A 14,538-nucleotide genomic window follows, 5' to 3' on the forward strand; every position below is an offset into this window, starting at 1 on the left:
AGAGCGCTGGGAGGAAAGAATGACCGGAGACACGAAAATCGATCAGAGGATTGTAGAGAAAGCTCGTGCTTTCAACCTCTTGTCCCCGCCGGATGACTATTTCGACGATCCAAGCAAATATTTTCGTCTTTTGCGCGATGGTGACCCGGTTCACCAGCAAGAAGACGGCACCGTTCTTTTAACCCGCTACGACGATGTGCGCCAGGTATGGCGAGACCTGTCAGGTCTCGTTTACAAGGGCGAGTATTTTGAGAAGAAATTCGGCAAGGGGCCCCTGCTTGAGCATCACACATCGACGATGCTGTTCCGTGACAACCCCGATCACGACCGGTTGCGCGATATCGTCAACCCCTTCTTCTCTCAGACGTCCATCAAGTCTCTGACAGACTTTACCCAAGACGTGATTGATCGTGAGATCAAGAAGGTCAAGCAAATGGGCGAGTTCGATTTCGTGCGAGATTTCGCGTTCCGGATCCCGGTAGCACTTATTTGCAGGGTCATCGGCGTTCCGGTTGAAGATGCCGACTATATCCAGGGCGTGGGGCGCAAAGTGCTTTTCCCACTTAACCCGCAGGTGCCGGCCGAAGCAATCAAACAGGGCCATGAAGCGGTCACGGAGTTCATGGGCTATCTGCGACCTTTTCTCGATGAGGTCAAGGCGCGCGCCACGATCGACCCGGCCGAGAGTATCCTTTGCGCGATGGCTGCGGCTCAGCGTGAGGGCGTTGAAGTCAGCGACGCCGAAATCCTGCATATGTGCATCGTGACGCTCAATGGCGGCCATGAGACCACCACAAACCTCATCTCTCAGGCGGTGCATTTCCTGATGGACGACCCCGAGAGCAAACAGCAACTGCGTGAGGGCGCGGTCCCTCTGCCTACGGCACTCGAAGAGCTGATTCGCTTCATCACACCGCTTCAGCTTCAGGGACGGCGCACGGTGAACGATGTGGAGCTTGCCAGTGGAAATGGCACGATCCCGGCTGGCACCGAGGTGGTTCTTGCCCAAGCCTCGGCGAACAGGGACGAGCGGATCTTCGAGAACCCCGACAAGCTTGATCTTGCGCGGCGTCCGAACAATCATGTCGCGTTTGGTGCGGGGATCCATGTCTGCCTGGGTCGACCACTTGCGAGGATGGAGGCGCCGATAGCCATTGCCGCCGTGCTGAAGGAACTACCGACCATGGTCCGCAACGGCGAGACACGCTTTCAGCGCAGCACGCGGTTCAGGGGGTTGGAGCAATTCCCGGTACGGCTGGCTTGATCCGCGATGACCGCGGGCATTGAGGTATTCTCATGATAACGGGCAATCCATGGGTGGCCCGCTATCATGGGCGCAAGTTGATAAGGAGAAAAAATGAAGATCTGTCGCTTCCACAAGAACCGTATCGGTCTTGTTCAGGACGGTGAGGTTGTCGATGTAACCTCGGCCCTCGACCTCTTGCCGCAGGTGCGCTACCCGTTGCCGCGGTATGACCCGTTGATCGCCCATCTCGATCAACTCAAGGAAGCATTCTTTGAGGCTGCCAAGACCGGAGAGCGTCGGCTCGCCCTTGAGCTGGCTTTCGATTCACCCATTGCAAACCCCGGCAAGCTTGTCGCGGCGCCTGTGAACTACGTCAAGCACCTGGAAGAGGCGCGCGCGCAGAAGGATCTACACCAAGGCAATGCAGCCCAGGTGCGGGTGATTCACGAGACGGGCCTGTTTCTAAAGGCCACCAGCAGTCTTATCGGCCCCTCCGAGCCGGTGACGCTGCGCTTCCCTGATCGCCGCAGCGATCACGAAATCGAACTCGCGGTCGTCATCGGCAAACGCGCCGACCGGGTGTCGGCGGAGCGCGCGCTGGAGCACGTCGCAGGATATGCGATCGGGCTTGACATGACGGTGCGCGGCGCCGAGGAGCGCAGCATGCGCAAGTCCATAGATAGCTATTCGGTGCTGGGTCCGTGGCTTGTAACTGCCGATGAAATCGTCGATCCGTCCCAGCTCGACTTCGAACTGAAGGTGGACGGCGTCACCAGGCAGAAGGCGAATACGCGTGATCTTGTGCTGAGCGTGCCGGAACTCATCGAGATGGCCAGCCGATTCTATACACTGGAAGTGGGCGACGTCATCTTCACCGGGACGCCCGAGGGAGTCGGGCAGGTTGAGCCGGGCAACAAGATCCATGCCTGGATTGACCGGATTGGATCAATGGAGATCGACGTCACCTGAAGTCGATAAAAAACCGGCCATCACCGCTTTGGGTGGCCGGTTTCAATCCCTGTGGCTGTGTCAATTCATCTCGGATTCCAGCGCTGCGGGAATTGATGGGCGCGTGTTCTTACCTGTAGCCCGAAGAAATACCGTAAGCGTTGTAAGTAGCTGATGTTGCTCCTCAAGAGCGAGATCATCCAACAGCAGCGACCTCAACCTTTCGACACGACCGAACGCCTTGGCGTAGAGTAACTCTCCGGCGGGAGTGAGGTCCAGCAGTTTCTGTCTTTGATCCGTATCACTCTTCTTGATCCGAAGCAAACCTCGCCTCTCGAGAGAGCTCGCTGTTCGTCCGCAACTGGCCTTGTCAACTGCGGCGCGCCGGGCCACTTCCGTAACTGAAAGGCCTGGGAAGCTGTGCGTTGTTGCGATAATGATCCAGCTCACAGGCGATAGCTTCAGGCCAGCCATGGCCTCGTCAAAAGCATACAGAAAGACTTGGTAGCTACGCCGAATCAGATGCGCGGGATGATCAGTAAGAACTCGAAAATCGTCTTCTTTTCCCGTGGTTTCGGCTGGTTGACGCTCGATCAAACTTTCGTTGCCCAACAATCTCCTTATTCTCACCTGTCCACCTATGGCGCAACACCGTTTGATGCTGCCTGCAATCTAGAGCTATCAGAAGGACATGAGGCCTTCTGATAGGAATTGATACAAGCTATGCGGAGAAAGACCAAGCAAATAAAGGCGTCACTACACGTATCATCCGCATTTTAAGGTTCATCGGGGACATGCGAGCTAAGTGGCAGCCGCTCGACGAGCGTATCGATGCTTTGAATGACGATCTGTGTGAGCATGCGCGGACTGACGAAGCTGTGAACCGTCTGACCTCGATCCCGGGCATCGGCGTCCTTGGCACGACTGCGCTCGTTGCAGATGTTGGAGACGGTGAGGCGTTTCGCGAAGCCCGCGACGTCCCAGCTTGGCTCGGTCTCGTGCCGAAGCAGATGACGACAGGCGGGAAGCCGCGGCTACTCAGCGTCACCAAGCGGGGCAATATCTACCGTAAACGCTCATTTCCATGCGCGTTGACGCGGTCCGCTTGACCGGACGGGCGTGTCCTCCGGTGGCTTTTGATCAGGTAGCGGTAGTTTTGGCGAAGTTGAAGGACAGCAAATCAGTGATGTCGGCGTCTGTGGCGCGCTGTGGCAATTCGCTGAGGACATAGCGCAGTAGGCCAGGCGTTCGATGCCGCAGGCGCGGCACGTCAGCATCGGACTGTAGACAGCACTTGCCCTGGCTCCGTCCACGGTGTCGCTGAACAGCCAGGATTTTCTGCCGGTAGCAATGCCCGTTAATTCTGCCCATGTCGGCGATGAAGTCGAGGTCTATTATCGCTGGCATCCGTATTTCGCCCAGAGGGTTTCCATTCGCCGCGTCGAAGAACTCGCGACAGGTCGGTTTTTGAAGCTTTTGGGGCCGACGTGTGTCTCGATCTCGATTTCTGGATGATTGATCCTGTGGTGTGCAGCGGCATGAGCATGGGAACGGCACGCGCCGATCCTGCGGCGCTGATCGAACGGAACAAGCCGGTCACCGGTGGCGACGAGCCTGCACTCTTCCGAGGTGGACTCGTCCATCGAGCTGCGACCTTCAAGAAGAGTTCCCCGTGGACAGGAACCTTCTCTTCCAGCCGCACCCGGAGGTGGTCGCCGACGACCACGGCATCCAGCCCAAGCGCTTCACGCAGGCTTCATCGCTCAGATGGCGGCGATGTAGCATGTTGCTGTGAAGTTGGTTGCGAGCTTGTCATATCGAGTTGCGACGCGTCTCCAATCCTTGAGGCGGCAGAAGGTGCGTTCGATGATATTCCTGCGCTTATAGGCCTCAGGGTCGAAGGGCTGGATCTGTTTTCGGGTTGGATTGTTGGGGATCACAGGCTCGGCACCGCGCGCGATGAGGAAAGTGCGAAGCGCATTGCTGTCATATGCAGTGTCGGCGGCACATAGATTGCGAAAGAACCCTGATCGTCGCGCTATAAGGCGATGCGATAGCGGCGACCGTATGTGATGAGTTTGGATTGGTGGAAGCGACCAGTCCGATGTTGTTAACCTACATCCGTCAAGGGGGAGGCGCAGAATCTCAGATGAATTCAGACATAGCGCCTGACGTCAGGGCCGGGCGTCAGGCCCATGACAAGGTTGGCAATGCTGCGCGCGTCTATGCCATAATGACGATAGAGGTCGCCGATTGTACCGGTCTGGCCGAAATTCTCGACGCCAAGCGAGATGGCGCGATGGCCTTTGACGGAACCCAGCCATGCCAGCGTTGCCGGGTGCCCGTCGATGATCGTTACGATCACGCAATGTGGCGGCAGTTGCGCGAACAGCCGTTCAACAGTTGACAGGGCTTGCGCGTTCCCGTGCGCCCGTGCCCGTTGCGCTGCGGTCCAACCCGAATTCAGGCGGTCAGCTGATGTTACAGCCAGAACCGCAACATCACGGCGGTTTTCGCCAAGAATGGCAGCGGCCGAAATTGCCTCGGGTGCGATGACGCCTTGATAGGCGATGACCACTTCGCAATTCGGCCCTGGCTTGCGCAGCCAATAGCCGCCGTCGATGGCCCCTTGACGAAAGGCGTCGTCATGACGCTTGCCGGGCTGCTCAAGCGGGTTCGTCGATAGGCGCAGATAGACAGACCCGCCGGTCTCGTCTCGAAGCCAAGTGCGTTCGTCCACATAAGCTTCGCCATCCCTTTGCAGATAGTCGAGGGCCCAAGCCATTATGACTGCCAATTCGTCGGCAAAAGCGGGTTCGAAGGCCGCCAGCCCATCCTGCGCAATTCCAATCAGCGGCGTTCCGATGGATTGGTGCGCACCGCCTTCCGGAGCCAGCGTGACGCCGGACGGAGTCCCCACGATCATGAAGCGAGCGTCCTGATAGCAGGCATAGTTCAGCGCATCGAGGCCGCGATAAACGAAAGGATCATAGACCGTTCCAATCGGAATCAGCCGTTTGCCGAACAGGCTGTGCGACAAGCCCGCCGCTGCTAAAAGGAGAAACAGGTTCATTTCTGCGATGCCGAGTTCGATATGTTGCCCATCAGGCGTGAACTCCCATCTCGCGGTTGAAGGGATGCGGTGTTCGGTGAAAGTATCCGCCTGCGCCTTCCGCGCAAACAGCTTGCGCCGGTTGACCCAAGGTCCCAGATTGGTCGTGCCCGTCACATCCGGCGATGTGGTGACAATCCGCGCGGCAAGTTCGCTGTCCCCCTTCGACAGGTCATCGAGGATCTTACCGAAGGCCATTTGGGTGGAAATCTCACGGAAGGTTGAAAGCTCGATGACGGGCACCGGCAGTTTCGTGTCGTGATGGCGGCGGCGGCCCTTGCTGAAGAAGGGCGCCCTGTCCAGATAGCTCTGGAACGCCTCAGGGTCCGCAATGGTGGCGAACTTGTCCCACTCTTGGCCGGTGGGCACGCCCATATGGCTCTGCCAGCTTTCAAACTGGCTCTTGGTCATCAAACCGCCGTGGTTGTCTTTGTGGCCCGCAATCGGCGTGCCCCAGCCCTTGATCGTATAGGCCAGAAAACAGACCGGGCGATCATGGTCGATGGCGGCAAAGGTCTCCGCCATGGTTTCCACGCAGTTTCCGCCAAGGTTCTCCATCAGGGTCGCCAGTTCATCGTCGGACCGGCTGTCGATCAGCCGGGTCACATCGCCCTGATCGCCCAAATCCTCCATCAGCCGCTTGCGCCAGACGGCCCCGCCCATGAAAGTCAGCGCCGAATACAGCTGGTTCGGGCAATCATCGACCCAGTCACGCAGCGCGCGGCCCCCCGGCTCTGCAAAAGCCGCGCGTTGCAGCCGCCCGTATTTGACCCGCACGACATCCCAACCGAAAGCTTCGAAGATCGCCTCGACCCGGGCAAAAAGGCCCTCGCGCACGATACCGTCCAGCGACTGCCGGTTGTAGTCGATGATCCACCAGCAATTGCGAAGATCATTCTTCCAGCCCTCCTGCAACGCCTCATAGATGTTGCCTTCATCAAGCTCGGCATCGCCGACCAGCGCCACCATGCGCCCAAGGGGCAAGGTCTGGCCCCAGGACTTCGCCGAGATGTAATCCTGGATGATCGCGGCAAAAGAGGTGATCGCCACACCCAGACCAACCGACCCCGTGGAGAAATCCACATCATCGACATCCTTGGTGCGCGAGGGATAGGATTGCACGCCCTCAAAGCCGCGGAAGTTTTCCATTCGCGCAAGGTCCATATTGCCCATCAGATATTGAATCGCATGGAACACCGGCGAGGCATGGGGCTTCACCGCGACCCGGTCCTGCGGGCGGAGCGCCGAGAAATAAAGGGCGGTCAGTATCGAGACCATCGAAGCCGAAGAGGCCTGATGACCGCCGATCTTGATGCCGTCCACCTTGGGGCGGATGTGGTTGGCATGATGGATCATCCAGTGGGACAGCCACAACAAGCGTTGTTCGATAGTCTTGAGATCGGTCATCGCGACTGTTCCTGAGGATTAATTCTTACGGGCATACTATCTTCACGAAGGCGCGTTTTCCCGGCTATTATGAGCGCATCATTCCTGATAATTGGCTCGTATCGCCACGAATGGAGAGATTTGCGCTGATGCCCGCCAAACTAGATCACTTCGATTCAGAGATCCTGCGCGTCCTGCATAATGATGGCCGCCTTACAATCAACGATTTGAGCGCCCGGATCGGCCTGAGCCCTTCTCCAACCGCCCGCCGCCTGCGCCATCTGGAAGAAATCGGTGTCATCACCGGCTACGCCGCACTGATCAACGAGGCCACCCTCGGTTTCGGCTTTACGGTCTTTGTCTCGGTACAACTGGACAAACAGGTGGACGAGGCGCTGGCCACGTTTGAGGCCGCGATTGCCACCTTCCCCCAGGTTGTCGACTGCTGGCTGATGACCGGAAACCGGGATTACCTGCTGCGAGTAGCCACCACCGGGCTGGAGGAATTCGAGCGCTTCCTCGTCGGTCGCTTGACGAAAGTCCGAGGCGTGGCGTCGATAGAATCCTCAATCCCGCTGCGCCGCGTCAAGGCAGGTCTTGGACGGATTGTTTAGGCTCACGTCCTGCACGCTTCACGCATTTCCGAACATGACCAAGCAGATGCTAGTGATCAACATGACCTACTGCCTGTTTCGTGAACCCTGACATCATGCTGCAGCCATCTGTAGTGGGCTGCGACCGGCGCGTTCGTGGCCGATCATCAGCGCCACATCATGGATCGTGCGAAACAGGAACAGGCGTACGAAACGGCGAAACCATTGCCATGACGGAAAATGCACCGGCGGTCCAAGGTATGGTCCCAGAGTATCAATCGGCTTGACTACCCGTGGGAAGATATGCATAAGAGATAGTATGCATGCTTAATTCTCGGACGCCGTTGTTGGATTACTATCCTGGGGTGGAGGCGATCGTGAAAAGGGCGGGCGAATGGAGGAATAGGCGCATCTTTACGGTTCCGAAATGTGCGGCGCTGCGCGCCCTTGGTGAGGATTATGGCCGTATTGAACGATTTTGCGGGGAGGAGAAGGCCGGTGGCGATCCAAGTGGTGTTTATTGATTCGGCGGGCGAACGGCGTGAGGTTTCGTCGCAAGAAGGGCAGTCGTTGATGGAGGCCGCAACTATGGCGGGTGTGCCGGGCATTGACGCGGATTGCGGGGGAGCGTGTGCGTGCGCCACTTGTCAAGTCTATGTCGATGCCATTTGGCTCCCTCTACTTCCACCAGTTGGGGAAGGTGAATCTAGTATGCTGGAATTTGCGGCCAATCGGCAGGACGGCAGTCGGCTTGCTTGTCAGATACGGCTCGCCCCGAATCTTGACGGCCTCACCGTTACCACCCCGGAATTCCAGTTCTGATATGTATGTGACGCTTTCTGTCTGAGGGCGCAAAACGGAGGATCATATGTCGCTTACCGAGAAGCCTGTGGAAACCGCGGAACGAAGGTCGTTCTACGACAAAATCGACAGCAGTTCCTATACTGCGCTCTGGACTGTGCTGTCGAATATCATCACGCCTGAGCCCAGGAGCGGTTGCGTGCCGCATCTTTGGCATTTCGACGAAGCCAAGTCCTATCTGCTGGAAGCTGGCGGGTTGATCACCGCGGAGGAAGCCGAGCGGCGTGTTCTCGTGCTGGAAAATCCTGGGCTGCGCGGCCAATCCCGGATCACGACCTCGCTTTATGCCGGCCTGCAGGTCGTCATGCCGGGTGAGGTCGCCCCTGCACACCGTCATAGCCAGTCGGCCCTGCGCTTCGTATTGGATGGTTGCGGCGCGCATACCTCGGTCGATGGCGAGCGTACAGTCATGCAGTTCGGCGATTTCGTGATCACCCCGCCCGGTGCTTGGCATGATCACGGCAACGACAGCGACGCGCCGATGATCTGGCTCGACGGTCTCGACATTCCTATCGTGTCGGTGTTCGACGCCTCCTTCGCTGAAGAGCATCACGCGGATCAGCAGCCAATCACCCGCCAGCCCGAAGACAGCACCTGGCGTTATGGCGCCAACATGCTTCCGGTCGATTACGAACCGACCAGAGTATCGTCGCCAATCTTCAACTATCCTTACGAACGCTCGCGCGAAGCGCTTGACCACCTCTTGAAGCAGGGGGAGATCGACCCCTTCCACGGTATCAAGATGCGCTATATCAACCCGGTGGACGGCGGCTGGGCCATGCCGACGATTTCGCCATGCTTGCAGCTCCTTCCGAAGGGGTTCAAGACGCAGCCTTACCGATCGACCGATGCGACGGTGTTTGTGGTCACTGAAGGAACCGGTCGCAGTGTCATAAACGGCAAGACCTATGAATGGGGTCCGAAGGATCTGTTCGTGGTTCCGAGCTGGCACACCGTCACGCATGAGGCGGATAGCGATGGCGTAATGTTCTCTTACTCCGATCGCGTTTGTCAAGAGAAGCTTGGGCTTTGGCGGGAGGACCGAGGAAACGCGGTTCCGCTCAACGCATAGTCCGATGGGTATGGCGTGCGTTGGCCGCGCGCTTGCCGATCCCGACAGAAAATCCACGCAAATCGGAATATCAATTCATGAAACATGAACTTCTCACGGTCGATGACGTGACGGGTTGCTGGGCAATCATGCCCACGCCGTCCAAGCCCAACGCTTCGGACCCGAGCGCAGAGGACACGGTCGATCTGGACGAAACTGCTCGCGTCGTGGAGGCTCTAATCGCCTCGGGCGTGAACGGGATTCTCTCTCTCGGTACCTTGGGGGAGGGCGCCACTACAACCTGGGACGAGAAGCGCGGTTTCATGCAGACGCTCGTCGAGGTGGGGCGCGGCCGCGTTCCCATCTTCGGCGGCGCGACCGCCCTCAATACCCGCGACTCCATCAGCATGACCAAGGCCGCGCGCGAGATCGGGCTTGACGGGGTGATGCTGGGGCTTCCAATGTGGGTGCAGCCTGATGTGCCTACTGCTGTTCAGTTCTTTCGTGATGTGGCCGAAGCCTGCCCGGACATGGCGATCTGTGCTTACGCCAACCCCGAGGCATTCAAGTTCGAGTTCCCGCGTGCCTTCTGGGCGCAGATCTCTGAAATTCCGCAGATTGTGTCCGCAAAGTACATAAACACCGCTGCGCTTTATACCGACCTGAACCTGACCAAGCGCCGTATTCGACTGATGCCGCTTGATGTGGACTATTATGCCGCCGCCCGGCTCGACCCTGAACACTGCACAGCGTTCTGGACCAGTGGTGCGGTTTGCGGGCCTACTCCGGTGATCCAGCTTCGGGATCTTGTGGCGGAGGCGGTGAAGAGCGGCGATTGGACCCGTGCCAAAGCACTGACCGACAGAATTGGCCTCACATATCGGACACTCTTCCCCAACGGTTCGTTCAAGGAGTTCTCAGTTTACAACATCGGTATTGAGAAAGCCCGTATGGACGCGGCAGGCTGGATGGTCGCGGGGCCTTGTCGTCCGCCCTATCATCTGGTTCCCGAGACGGTTCTGGAAGGCGCGCGGGAATCCGGTCGGCAATGGGCAAAACTAGTTGCCGAGCTTGAGGCAGAGGGCGGAAAGTGACAGGTCGGCAGCTTGACTTTTACTTCGACTTCATGAGCCCCTTCGCCTACCTGGCATTTCACAAGGTGCCGGAGCTCTGCAAGCGATACGGACTGGAATTTCGCCCTCATGTCGTGAACCTCCCCCAACTCAAGCTCATGGCGGGGAACACCGCCCCACCCAATGTCAGCCTTCCGTTGAAGATCCGCTATCTGAGCAAGGATCTCGACCGTTGGGCTGAGAAATATGGTGTGCCTTTGATCTTCCCGAAGTCGCTCGCCTCCGAGAAGCTCAACAAGGCTTTCCTCTATGCATTGGCTAAGGGCGAGGGCGAAGTCTTCATCCGCGCTGGTTGGGACCGGGTCTGGGGCGAAGGTGCAGATCTGGCCGACCCTGCGTTGCTGGCTGAATTGGCGAATCGTTTGGGCTGGAGTCCCGAGTCGCTTTCGGCTTGGGTTTCTTCGCAGGAGGCCGCAGACCAATACGAGGCTAGCACGCAAGCCGCGCATGAGGCCGGCGTGTTCGGTACGCCCACGATGATCGTGGGAGATCAGATGTGGTGGGGCAACGACCGCCTCATGTTCATGGAAAGAACGCTCCAACAGGGGCTTTGACATCAATGCCATCCATCCAAGGGGAGGAATATTATGGCTCTTCAAAAACTGTCGCACGCGCACTTGTGGGTTAAGAACCTCGATGAGTCGGTGCGGTTTCACACCGACGTATTGGGGCTCGAGGAAGTCGCCCGGCAAGATGGCACTGTCTACCTGACGTGCGGTACCGATGGAACTTACGACGTGGCCGTAACCGAAGGTGGTACGGGCGTCATCAGCTTTGCGATCGCTGCGGATGATGAGGAAGACCTCAAGCAGTACAGCAAGCGCGTTTCTGACGCTGGTGTCCAGGTGCGGGCGATGACGGACAGCGATCCGGGCGTAGAGAAAATCATCGAGTTTGACCTGCCGCCCCAGAAGCAGAAAATGCAGATTGCGCTTCTGCGATCCGAAGCGCGCAAGCACTACTACAATCCGGCTGCGCGCAAGGCCAACCACCTGAGCGGACTGGCGCCGCTTGATCTCGACCATGTCACGCTGCGCGTCGGACCGGATGCGACGCAGACGATCGAATTCCTGACCAAACATGTCGATTTCTATGCCGCTGACATTGTCGAGTTCCCAGGCGGCGAGGGGCGTCTTGCGGCCTGGATGCATGTCGGCGACTATCATCATGACGTGGCGATGTTTGCTGGTGCGCCTCATGAGACGCTCGACCATCTCGCATGGACGATCCCGAACCTCGAATACATGAAGCTCATGCTCGATCAAATCGCACGCGGTGGGATAATGACTGAAGCAGGCCCGGGTCGCCATGGCGTGGGTTCGAATCTTTATTCCTATTTCTTCACGCCGGATGGCAACCGCTATGAGCTTTCGGGCGAAATGCCGCGTTGTGTGGACCGCAAGGCAGGCCCGTTCATTTGGAAGGCCGACCAGCCGGGCATTTTCAGTTCTTGGGGCGCTCCGTTCCCCGAGAGCTTCAAAGAGGGTTCCTAACTCAGGGCAGGAACGCGCCATAGGCGCGGACAAGTAATCAGCGGATGACGCGTAGCACAGGACTTCGCGTCATCCGCATTATTGACTGAGGAAGACCCCGATGGAACGTATCATCATCATAGGCGGCGGCTTGGCTGCAGTGACCGCGGCGAAAACGCTACGAACAGAAGGCTTCGAGGGCGCCGTCACGATCCTCTCGGAGGAACGGCACCTTCCTTATGACCGACCGCCGCTGTCGAAGGCGGTGCTTCAGGGTGCGGCGGACGCACAGAGCACCTGCCTGCTGAAAGCCGAGGTAGCGCAAAATCTCGCCATCGACCTTCAGATCAACCAACGCGCCGAAGCAATCGACCGGGACGCGCAGGTTGTTCGGCTCTCTTCGAGCCAACGCCTGCCCTATGACCGCCTGCTGATCGCGACCGGTAGTCGCGCCCGCACGCTTGATGGCCCCTTCGAGGGCAAAGGCAATGTTTTCTATCTGCGCACCATTGATGATGCGGAGTGCTTGCGCGCGCAAATGGTGCCAGGAAAGCGCCTTTTGTCGATCGGCGCGGGTTGGATTGGTCTTGAAGTTGCGGCAACAGCCCGCAAAAGCGGGATGGAGGCAGTGGTCGTAGAACTCGCCGACCGACTCTGCGGTCGGAGTCTGCCACCGGATGTCGGCGTCGCTTTGGCTGATGTCCACCGTAGCAATGGCACCGTGATCCACTTGAATACCTCGATCGTGACGGTAGGCGGAGAGGATCAGGTTGAAAGCGTGACGCTATCAAACGGGGAAATGCTGGCGGTCGACGTGGTCGTTATCGGGATCGGCGCGATAGCTAATGATGCCATTGCGAGGGAGGCTGGCCTTGAGACCGGCAATGGTGTCATCGTTGACGAATTTCTGCGTACGTCCGACCCGCTGATTTACGCGGCCGGTGATGTGGCGGCGATGCGTGTTGGCGATGGCCAGCCGACACGGATGGAATCCTGGGCCAATGCGCAGGACCAGGCCGCCGCCGCCGCACGAAACATGCTGGGGAAGAAGGAGCCCTATGCAATCAACACTTGGTTCTGGTCTGATCAATACGACCTCAACATCCAGATGATCGGGGATAACCAGCCAGAGGGGGGAACTATACTTGTGCGGAAGGGCGAAGGAAGGTCGTTCACGCGTTTCGCGGTCATCGGCGATGTGCTGGTAGGTGCCATCTGTTTCGGCGCGCCACGCGACATGGCGATCGTTCGCCGTCTCATCTCGAAGGGCTACGCTGTCACGGACGATTCTCTGATCACAGCAACTGACCTGCGTAAACTGCTGTAAACATAGAAGGCTACCCTACTACGCGAAGTGCGGGCGACAGTATCAATAACAATTTGACACATCAGGGAGGAAAAATATGCGTCAAGTTTGTTTTACCGCTACAGTTGGAGCTTGTCTGGCTCTGGCGCAGACCAGTGATTCTCGGGCACAGGAAGCAGACCAAAACGGCTGGTATCTCCGGGGCGGACCCGTGGGGATATTCTTCAGCCCCGGAGCCGATCTGTCCGTCGGAGGTGCACCATTTCCGGGCGCCGATGTTTCGGTCGACGACAACTACTCGTTGAGCTTCGATGTCGGCTATCGCGTCAACGAGCAGATTTCCGCCACCTTCACATTCGGAATCCCACCTACCGCAGAGATTCGCGGCGACGGATCCCTTGCTGGAGCATATCTCGGGGACGTGACTTACGCCCCTGCGATTCTTGCGCTCCAGTATCGGTTTCCCACCGGGAATCCGATGTTCGAGCCCTATGTTGGCGCGGGTATCAATTACACTATGATACTGGACTCGAAAGCGCGCGATGTTGCCGGATTCGATGTGGATAACGCTTGGGGCACCGTCCTTCAAGTTGGTTTCGAAAGCATGATTGATGAGCGATTGGGCGTATACTTCGACGTCAAGAAAATTTGGCTAGAAGCCGATGTCGGCGGCACATTGGGCGTTGGCGGGCCGGCGGCGGCAGGAAAGGCGACGCTCGATCCTCTGCTTGTCGGTACTGGTCTGATCTGGCGTTTCTGAAACACGACCTCCGGCACCAGTTTCAGGGTATCTGTGCCGCAACTCCATGTAAGGGAAATACTGTGATGATGGAACTCTACTACATGCCGGCGGCCTGTTCGTTGGCTGCTCACATCAGTTGTCTGGAAGCGGGCTTACCCGTGACCTGCCGGATGGTTGTGATGGACCCGTCTGGGAACAAGGTCGAGGGTGAGGATTATACCAAGATCAATCCACTCGGTCTGGTGCCGACGATCGTTGATGGCGAGACTAGGCTCTCTGAAGTCGCCGTGGTGCTGCAATACATTGCGGACAAGGCCGACGGGAAACTCGGCAAAGTGACGGGAGAGGAGCGCTGGAAGCTTCTCGAAACCCTGAACTTCATCGCCACAGAGATTCACAAGTCGCTAGCGCCGCTGTTTCGTGCCGATCTGCCAGCCGAAGCCCGTCCCTTCTTCGAGAAAATGGCCACCGGCCGTTTGATCGAAGCGCAGAACCGCATCGGAGATGCCGGTTATCTGGTAGGCGACAGTTTTACGGTGGCCGATGCCTATCTCTTCACGGTGCTCGGCTGGTGCAACTTCCTCAAGATGGATATGTCTCTATGGCCGAAGCTTGGCGAATACGCGCGGCGGATTGGTGGCCGACCGTCTGTCCAGCAGGCGCTTAAAGAAGAAGGGCTTGCATAACC

General features: G+C 58.1%; 16 protein-coding genes and 1 pseudogene. 13 read left to right on the forward strand and 4 right to left on the reverse strand.

Annotated elements, in window-relative coordinates:
• Positions 1–19: 19 nt before the first annotated feature.
• Positions 20–1,264, forward strand: a complete 1,245-nt coding sequence (locus tag ABK249_RS28010) for a cytochrome P450 (RefSeq protein WP_024706832.1) — start codon at positions 20–22, stop codon at positions 1,262–1,264.
• Between the two features lie 93 nt (positions 1,265–1,357).
• Complete coding sequence (locus ABK249_RS28015; RefSeq protein ID WP_210057212.1) at positions 1,358–2,215, forward strand: fumarylacetoacetate hydrolase family protein; 858 nt, start codon at positions 1,358–1,360, stop codon at positions 2,213–2,215.
• A 60-nt stretch (positions 2,216–2,275) separates the two neighbouring features.
• Here ABK249_RS28015 and ABK249_RS28020 read toward each other — a convergent pair whose 3' ends face one another.
• Entirely contained in the window at positions 2,276–2,806 is a 531-nt protein-coding gene (locus ABK249_RS28020) for a MarR family winged helix-turn-helix transcriptional regulator (RefSeq protein WP_210057214.1), read from the reverse strand.
• 182 nt (positions 2,807–2,988) lie between these two features.
• Here ABK249_RS28020 and ABK249_RS28025 point away from each other — a divergent pair, with 182 nt between their 5' ends.
• Entirely contained in the window at positions 2,989–3,303 is a 315-nt protein-coding gene (locus tag ABK249_RS28025; protein ID WP_024706829.1) for an IS110 family transposase, read from the forward strand.
• Between the two features lie 31 nt (positions 3,304–3,334).
• Here ABK249_RS28025 and ABK249_RS28030 read toward each other — a convergent pair.
• Positions 3,335–3,543, reverse strand: a pseudogene (locus tag ABK249_RS28030) (IS66 family transposase); the annotation flags it as partial.
• A 323-nt stretch (positions 3,544–3,866) separates the two neighbouring features.
• On the opposite strand from ABK249_RS28030, the gene ABK249_RS28035 reads away from it, so the two are divergent.
• Positions 3,867–3,989 (forward strand): hypothetical protein, encoded by a 123-nt coding sequence (locus ABK249_RS28035; RefSeq protein WP_265105939.1) that lies wholly within the window; start codon positions 3,867–3,869, stop codon positions 3,987–3,989.
• Here the strand turns inward: ABK249_RS28035 and ABK249_RS28040 are convergent.
• Entirely contained in the window at positions 3,958–4,353 is a 396-nt protein-coding gene (locus tag ABK249_RS28040; RefSeq protein ID WP_081725684.1) for a transposase, read from the reverse strand. The two genes, ABK249_RS28035 and ABK249_RS28040, sit on opposite strands and share 32 nt — an antisense overlap.
• A complete protein-coding gene (locus ABK249_RS28045) occupies positions 4,350–6,713 on the reverse strand; it encodes a transketolase-like TK C-terminal-containing protein (protein WP_024706827.1) in 2,364 nt (787 codons plus the stop codon). Before ABK249_RS28045 ends, ABK249_RS28040 begins: the two co-directional genes overlap by 4 nt.
• Positions 6,714–6,841: 128 nt before the next feature.
• Between ABK249_RS28045 and ABK249_RS28050 the strand changes: the two genes are divergently transcribed.
• The 9 genes from ABK249_RS28050 (at position 6,842) to ABK249_RS28095 (ending at position 14,536) form a co-directional block, all read left to right on the forward strand.
• Positions 6,842–7,306, forward strand: a complete 465-nt coding sequence (locus ABK249_RS28050; protein ID WP_024706826.1) for an Lrp/AsnC family transcriptional regulator — start codon at positions 6,842–6,844, stop codon at positions 7,304–7,306.
• A 438-nt stretch (positions 7,307–7,744) separates the two neighbouring features.
• Positions 7,745–8,107 carry a 2Fe-2S iron-sulfur cluster-binding protein gene (locus tag ABK249_RS28060; RefSeq protein WP_210057216.1) on the forward strand — a complete coding sequence of 121 codons (363 nt, stop codon included), beginning with the start codon at positions 7,745–7,747 and terminating at the stop codon, positions 8,105–8,107.
• A gap of 46 nt (positions 8,108–8,153) precedes the next feature.
• Entirely contained in the window at positions 8,154–9,218 is a 1,065-nt protein-coding gene (gene gtdA / locus ABK249_RS28065; protein WP_210057218.1) for a gentisate 1,2-dioxygenase, read from the forward strand.
• Between the two features lie 77 nt (positions 9,219–9,295).
• Positions 9,296–10,291 (forward strand): dihydrodipicolinate synthase family protein, encoded by a 996-nt coding sequence (locus tag ABK249_RS28070; protein WP_024706824.1) that lies wholly within the window; start codon positions 9,296–9,298, stop codon positions 10,289–10,291.
• On the forward strand, positions 10,288–10,884 hold the full coding sequence (locus ABK249_RS28075) for a 2-hydroxychromene-2-carboxylate isomerase (RefSeq protein WP_024706823.1): 597 nt from the start codon (positions 10,288–10,290) through the stop codon (positions 10,882–10,884). Before ABK249_RS28070 ends, ABK249_RS28075 begins: the two co-directional genes overlap by 4 nt.
• A 33-nt stretch (positions 10,885–10,917) precedes the next feature.
• The gene (locus tag ABK249_RS28080; RefSeq protein WP_024706822.1) at positions 10,918–11,823 is read left to right on the forward strand and encodes a VOC family protein; all 906 of its coding nucleotides are present in this window, start codon (positions 10,918–10,920) and stop codon (positions 11,821–11,823) included.
• A gap of 100 nt (positions 11,824–11,923) precedes the next feature.
• On the forward strand, positions 11,924–13,129 hold the full coding sequence (locus tag ABK249_RS28085) for an NAD(P)/FAD-dependent oxidoreductase (RefSeq protein ID WP_024706821.1): 1,206 nt from the start codon (positions 11,924–11,926) through the stop codon (positions 13,127–13,129).
• Positions 13,130–13,205: 76 nt separating this feature from the next.
• A complete protein-coding gene (locus tag ABK249_RS28090) occupies positions 13,206–13,868 on the forward strand; it encodes an OmpW/AlkL family protein (RefSeq protein WP_081725682.1) in 663 nt (220 codons plus the stop codon).
• A gap of 65 nt (positions 13,869–13,933) precedes the next feature.
• Positions 13,934–14,536 (forward strand): glutathione S-transferase C-terminal domain-containing protein, encoded by a 603-nt coding sequence (locus ABK249_RS28095; RefSeq protein WP_197489621.1) that lies wholly within the window; start codon positions 13,934–13,936, stop codon positions 14,534–14,536.
• Positions 14,537–14,538 lie beyond the last annotated feature (2 nt).

The organism is Neorhizobium phenanthreniclasticum, assembly GCF_040066075.1.
GTDB classification, from domain to species: Bacteria; Pseudomonadota; Alphaproteobacteria; order Rhizobiales; family Rhizobiaceae; genus Neorhizobium; species Neorhizobium petrolearium.

Bases quoted from the DNA above. Each gene is read 5' to 3' on its own strand.
- ABK249_RS28025 (WP_024706829.1), top strand. From the start codon at position 2,989: ATGCGAGCTAAGTGGCAGCCGCTCGACGAGCGTATCGATGCTTTGAAT.
- ABK249_RS28080 (WP_024706822.1), top strand. From the start codon at position 10,918: ATGGCTCTTCAAAAACTGTCGCACGCGCACTTGTGGGTTAAGAACCTC.
- ABK249_RS28045 (WP_024706827.1), bottom strand. From the start codon at position 6,713: ATGACCGATCTCAAGACTATCGAACAACGCTTGTTGTGGCTGTCCCAC.
- ABK249_RS28095 (WP_197489621.1), top strand. From the start codon at position 13,934: ATGATGGAACTCTACTACATGCCGGCGGCCTGTTCGTTGGCTGCTCAC.
- ABK249_RS28070 (WP_024706824.1), top strand. From the start codon at position 9,296: ATGAAACATGAACTTCTCACGGTCGATGACGTGACGGGTTGCTGGGCA.
- ABK249_RS28060 (WP_210057216.1), top strand. From the start codon at position 7,745: ATGGCCGTATTGAACGATTTTGCGGGGAGGAGAAGGCCGGTGGCGATC.
- ABK249_RS28085 (WP_024706821.1), top strand. From the start codon at position 11,924: ATGGAACGTATCATCATCATAGGCGGCGGCTTGGCTGCAGTGACCGCG.
- ABK249_RS28010 (WP_024706832.1), top strand. From the start codon at position 20: ATGACCGGAGACACGAAAATCGATCAGAGGATTGTAGAGAAAGCTCGT.
- ABK249_RS28015 (WP_210057212.1), top strand. From the start codon at position 1,358: ATGAAGATCTGTCGCTTCCACAAGAACCGTATCGGTCTTGTTCAGGAC.
- gtdA (WP_210057218.1), top strand. From the start codon at position 8,154: ATGTCGCTTACCGAGAAGCCTGTGGAAACCGCGGAACGAAGGTCGTTC.
- ABK249_RS28090 (WP_081725682.1), top strand. From the start codon at position 13,206: ATGCGTCAAGTTTGTTTTACCGCTACAGTTGGAGCTTGTCTGGCTCTG.
- ABK249_RS28050 (WP_024706826.1), top strand. From the start codon at position 6,842: ATGCCCGCCAAACTAGATCACTTCGATTCAGAGATCCTGCGCGTCCTG.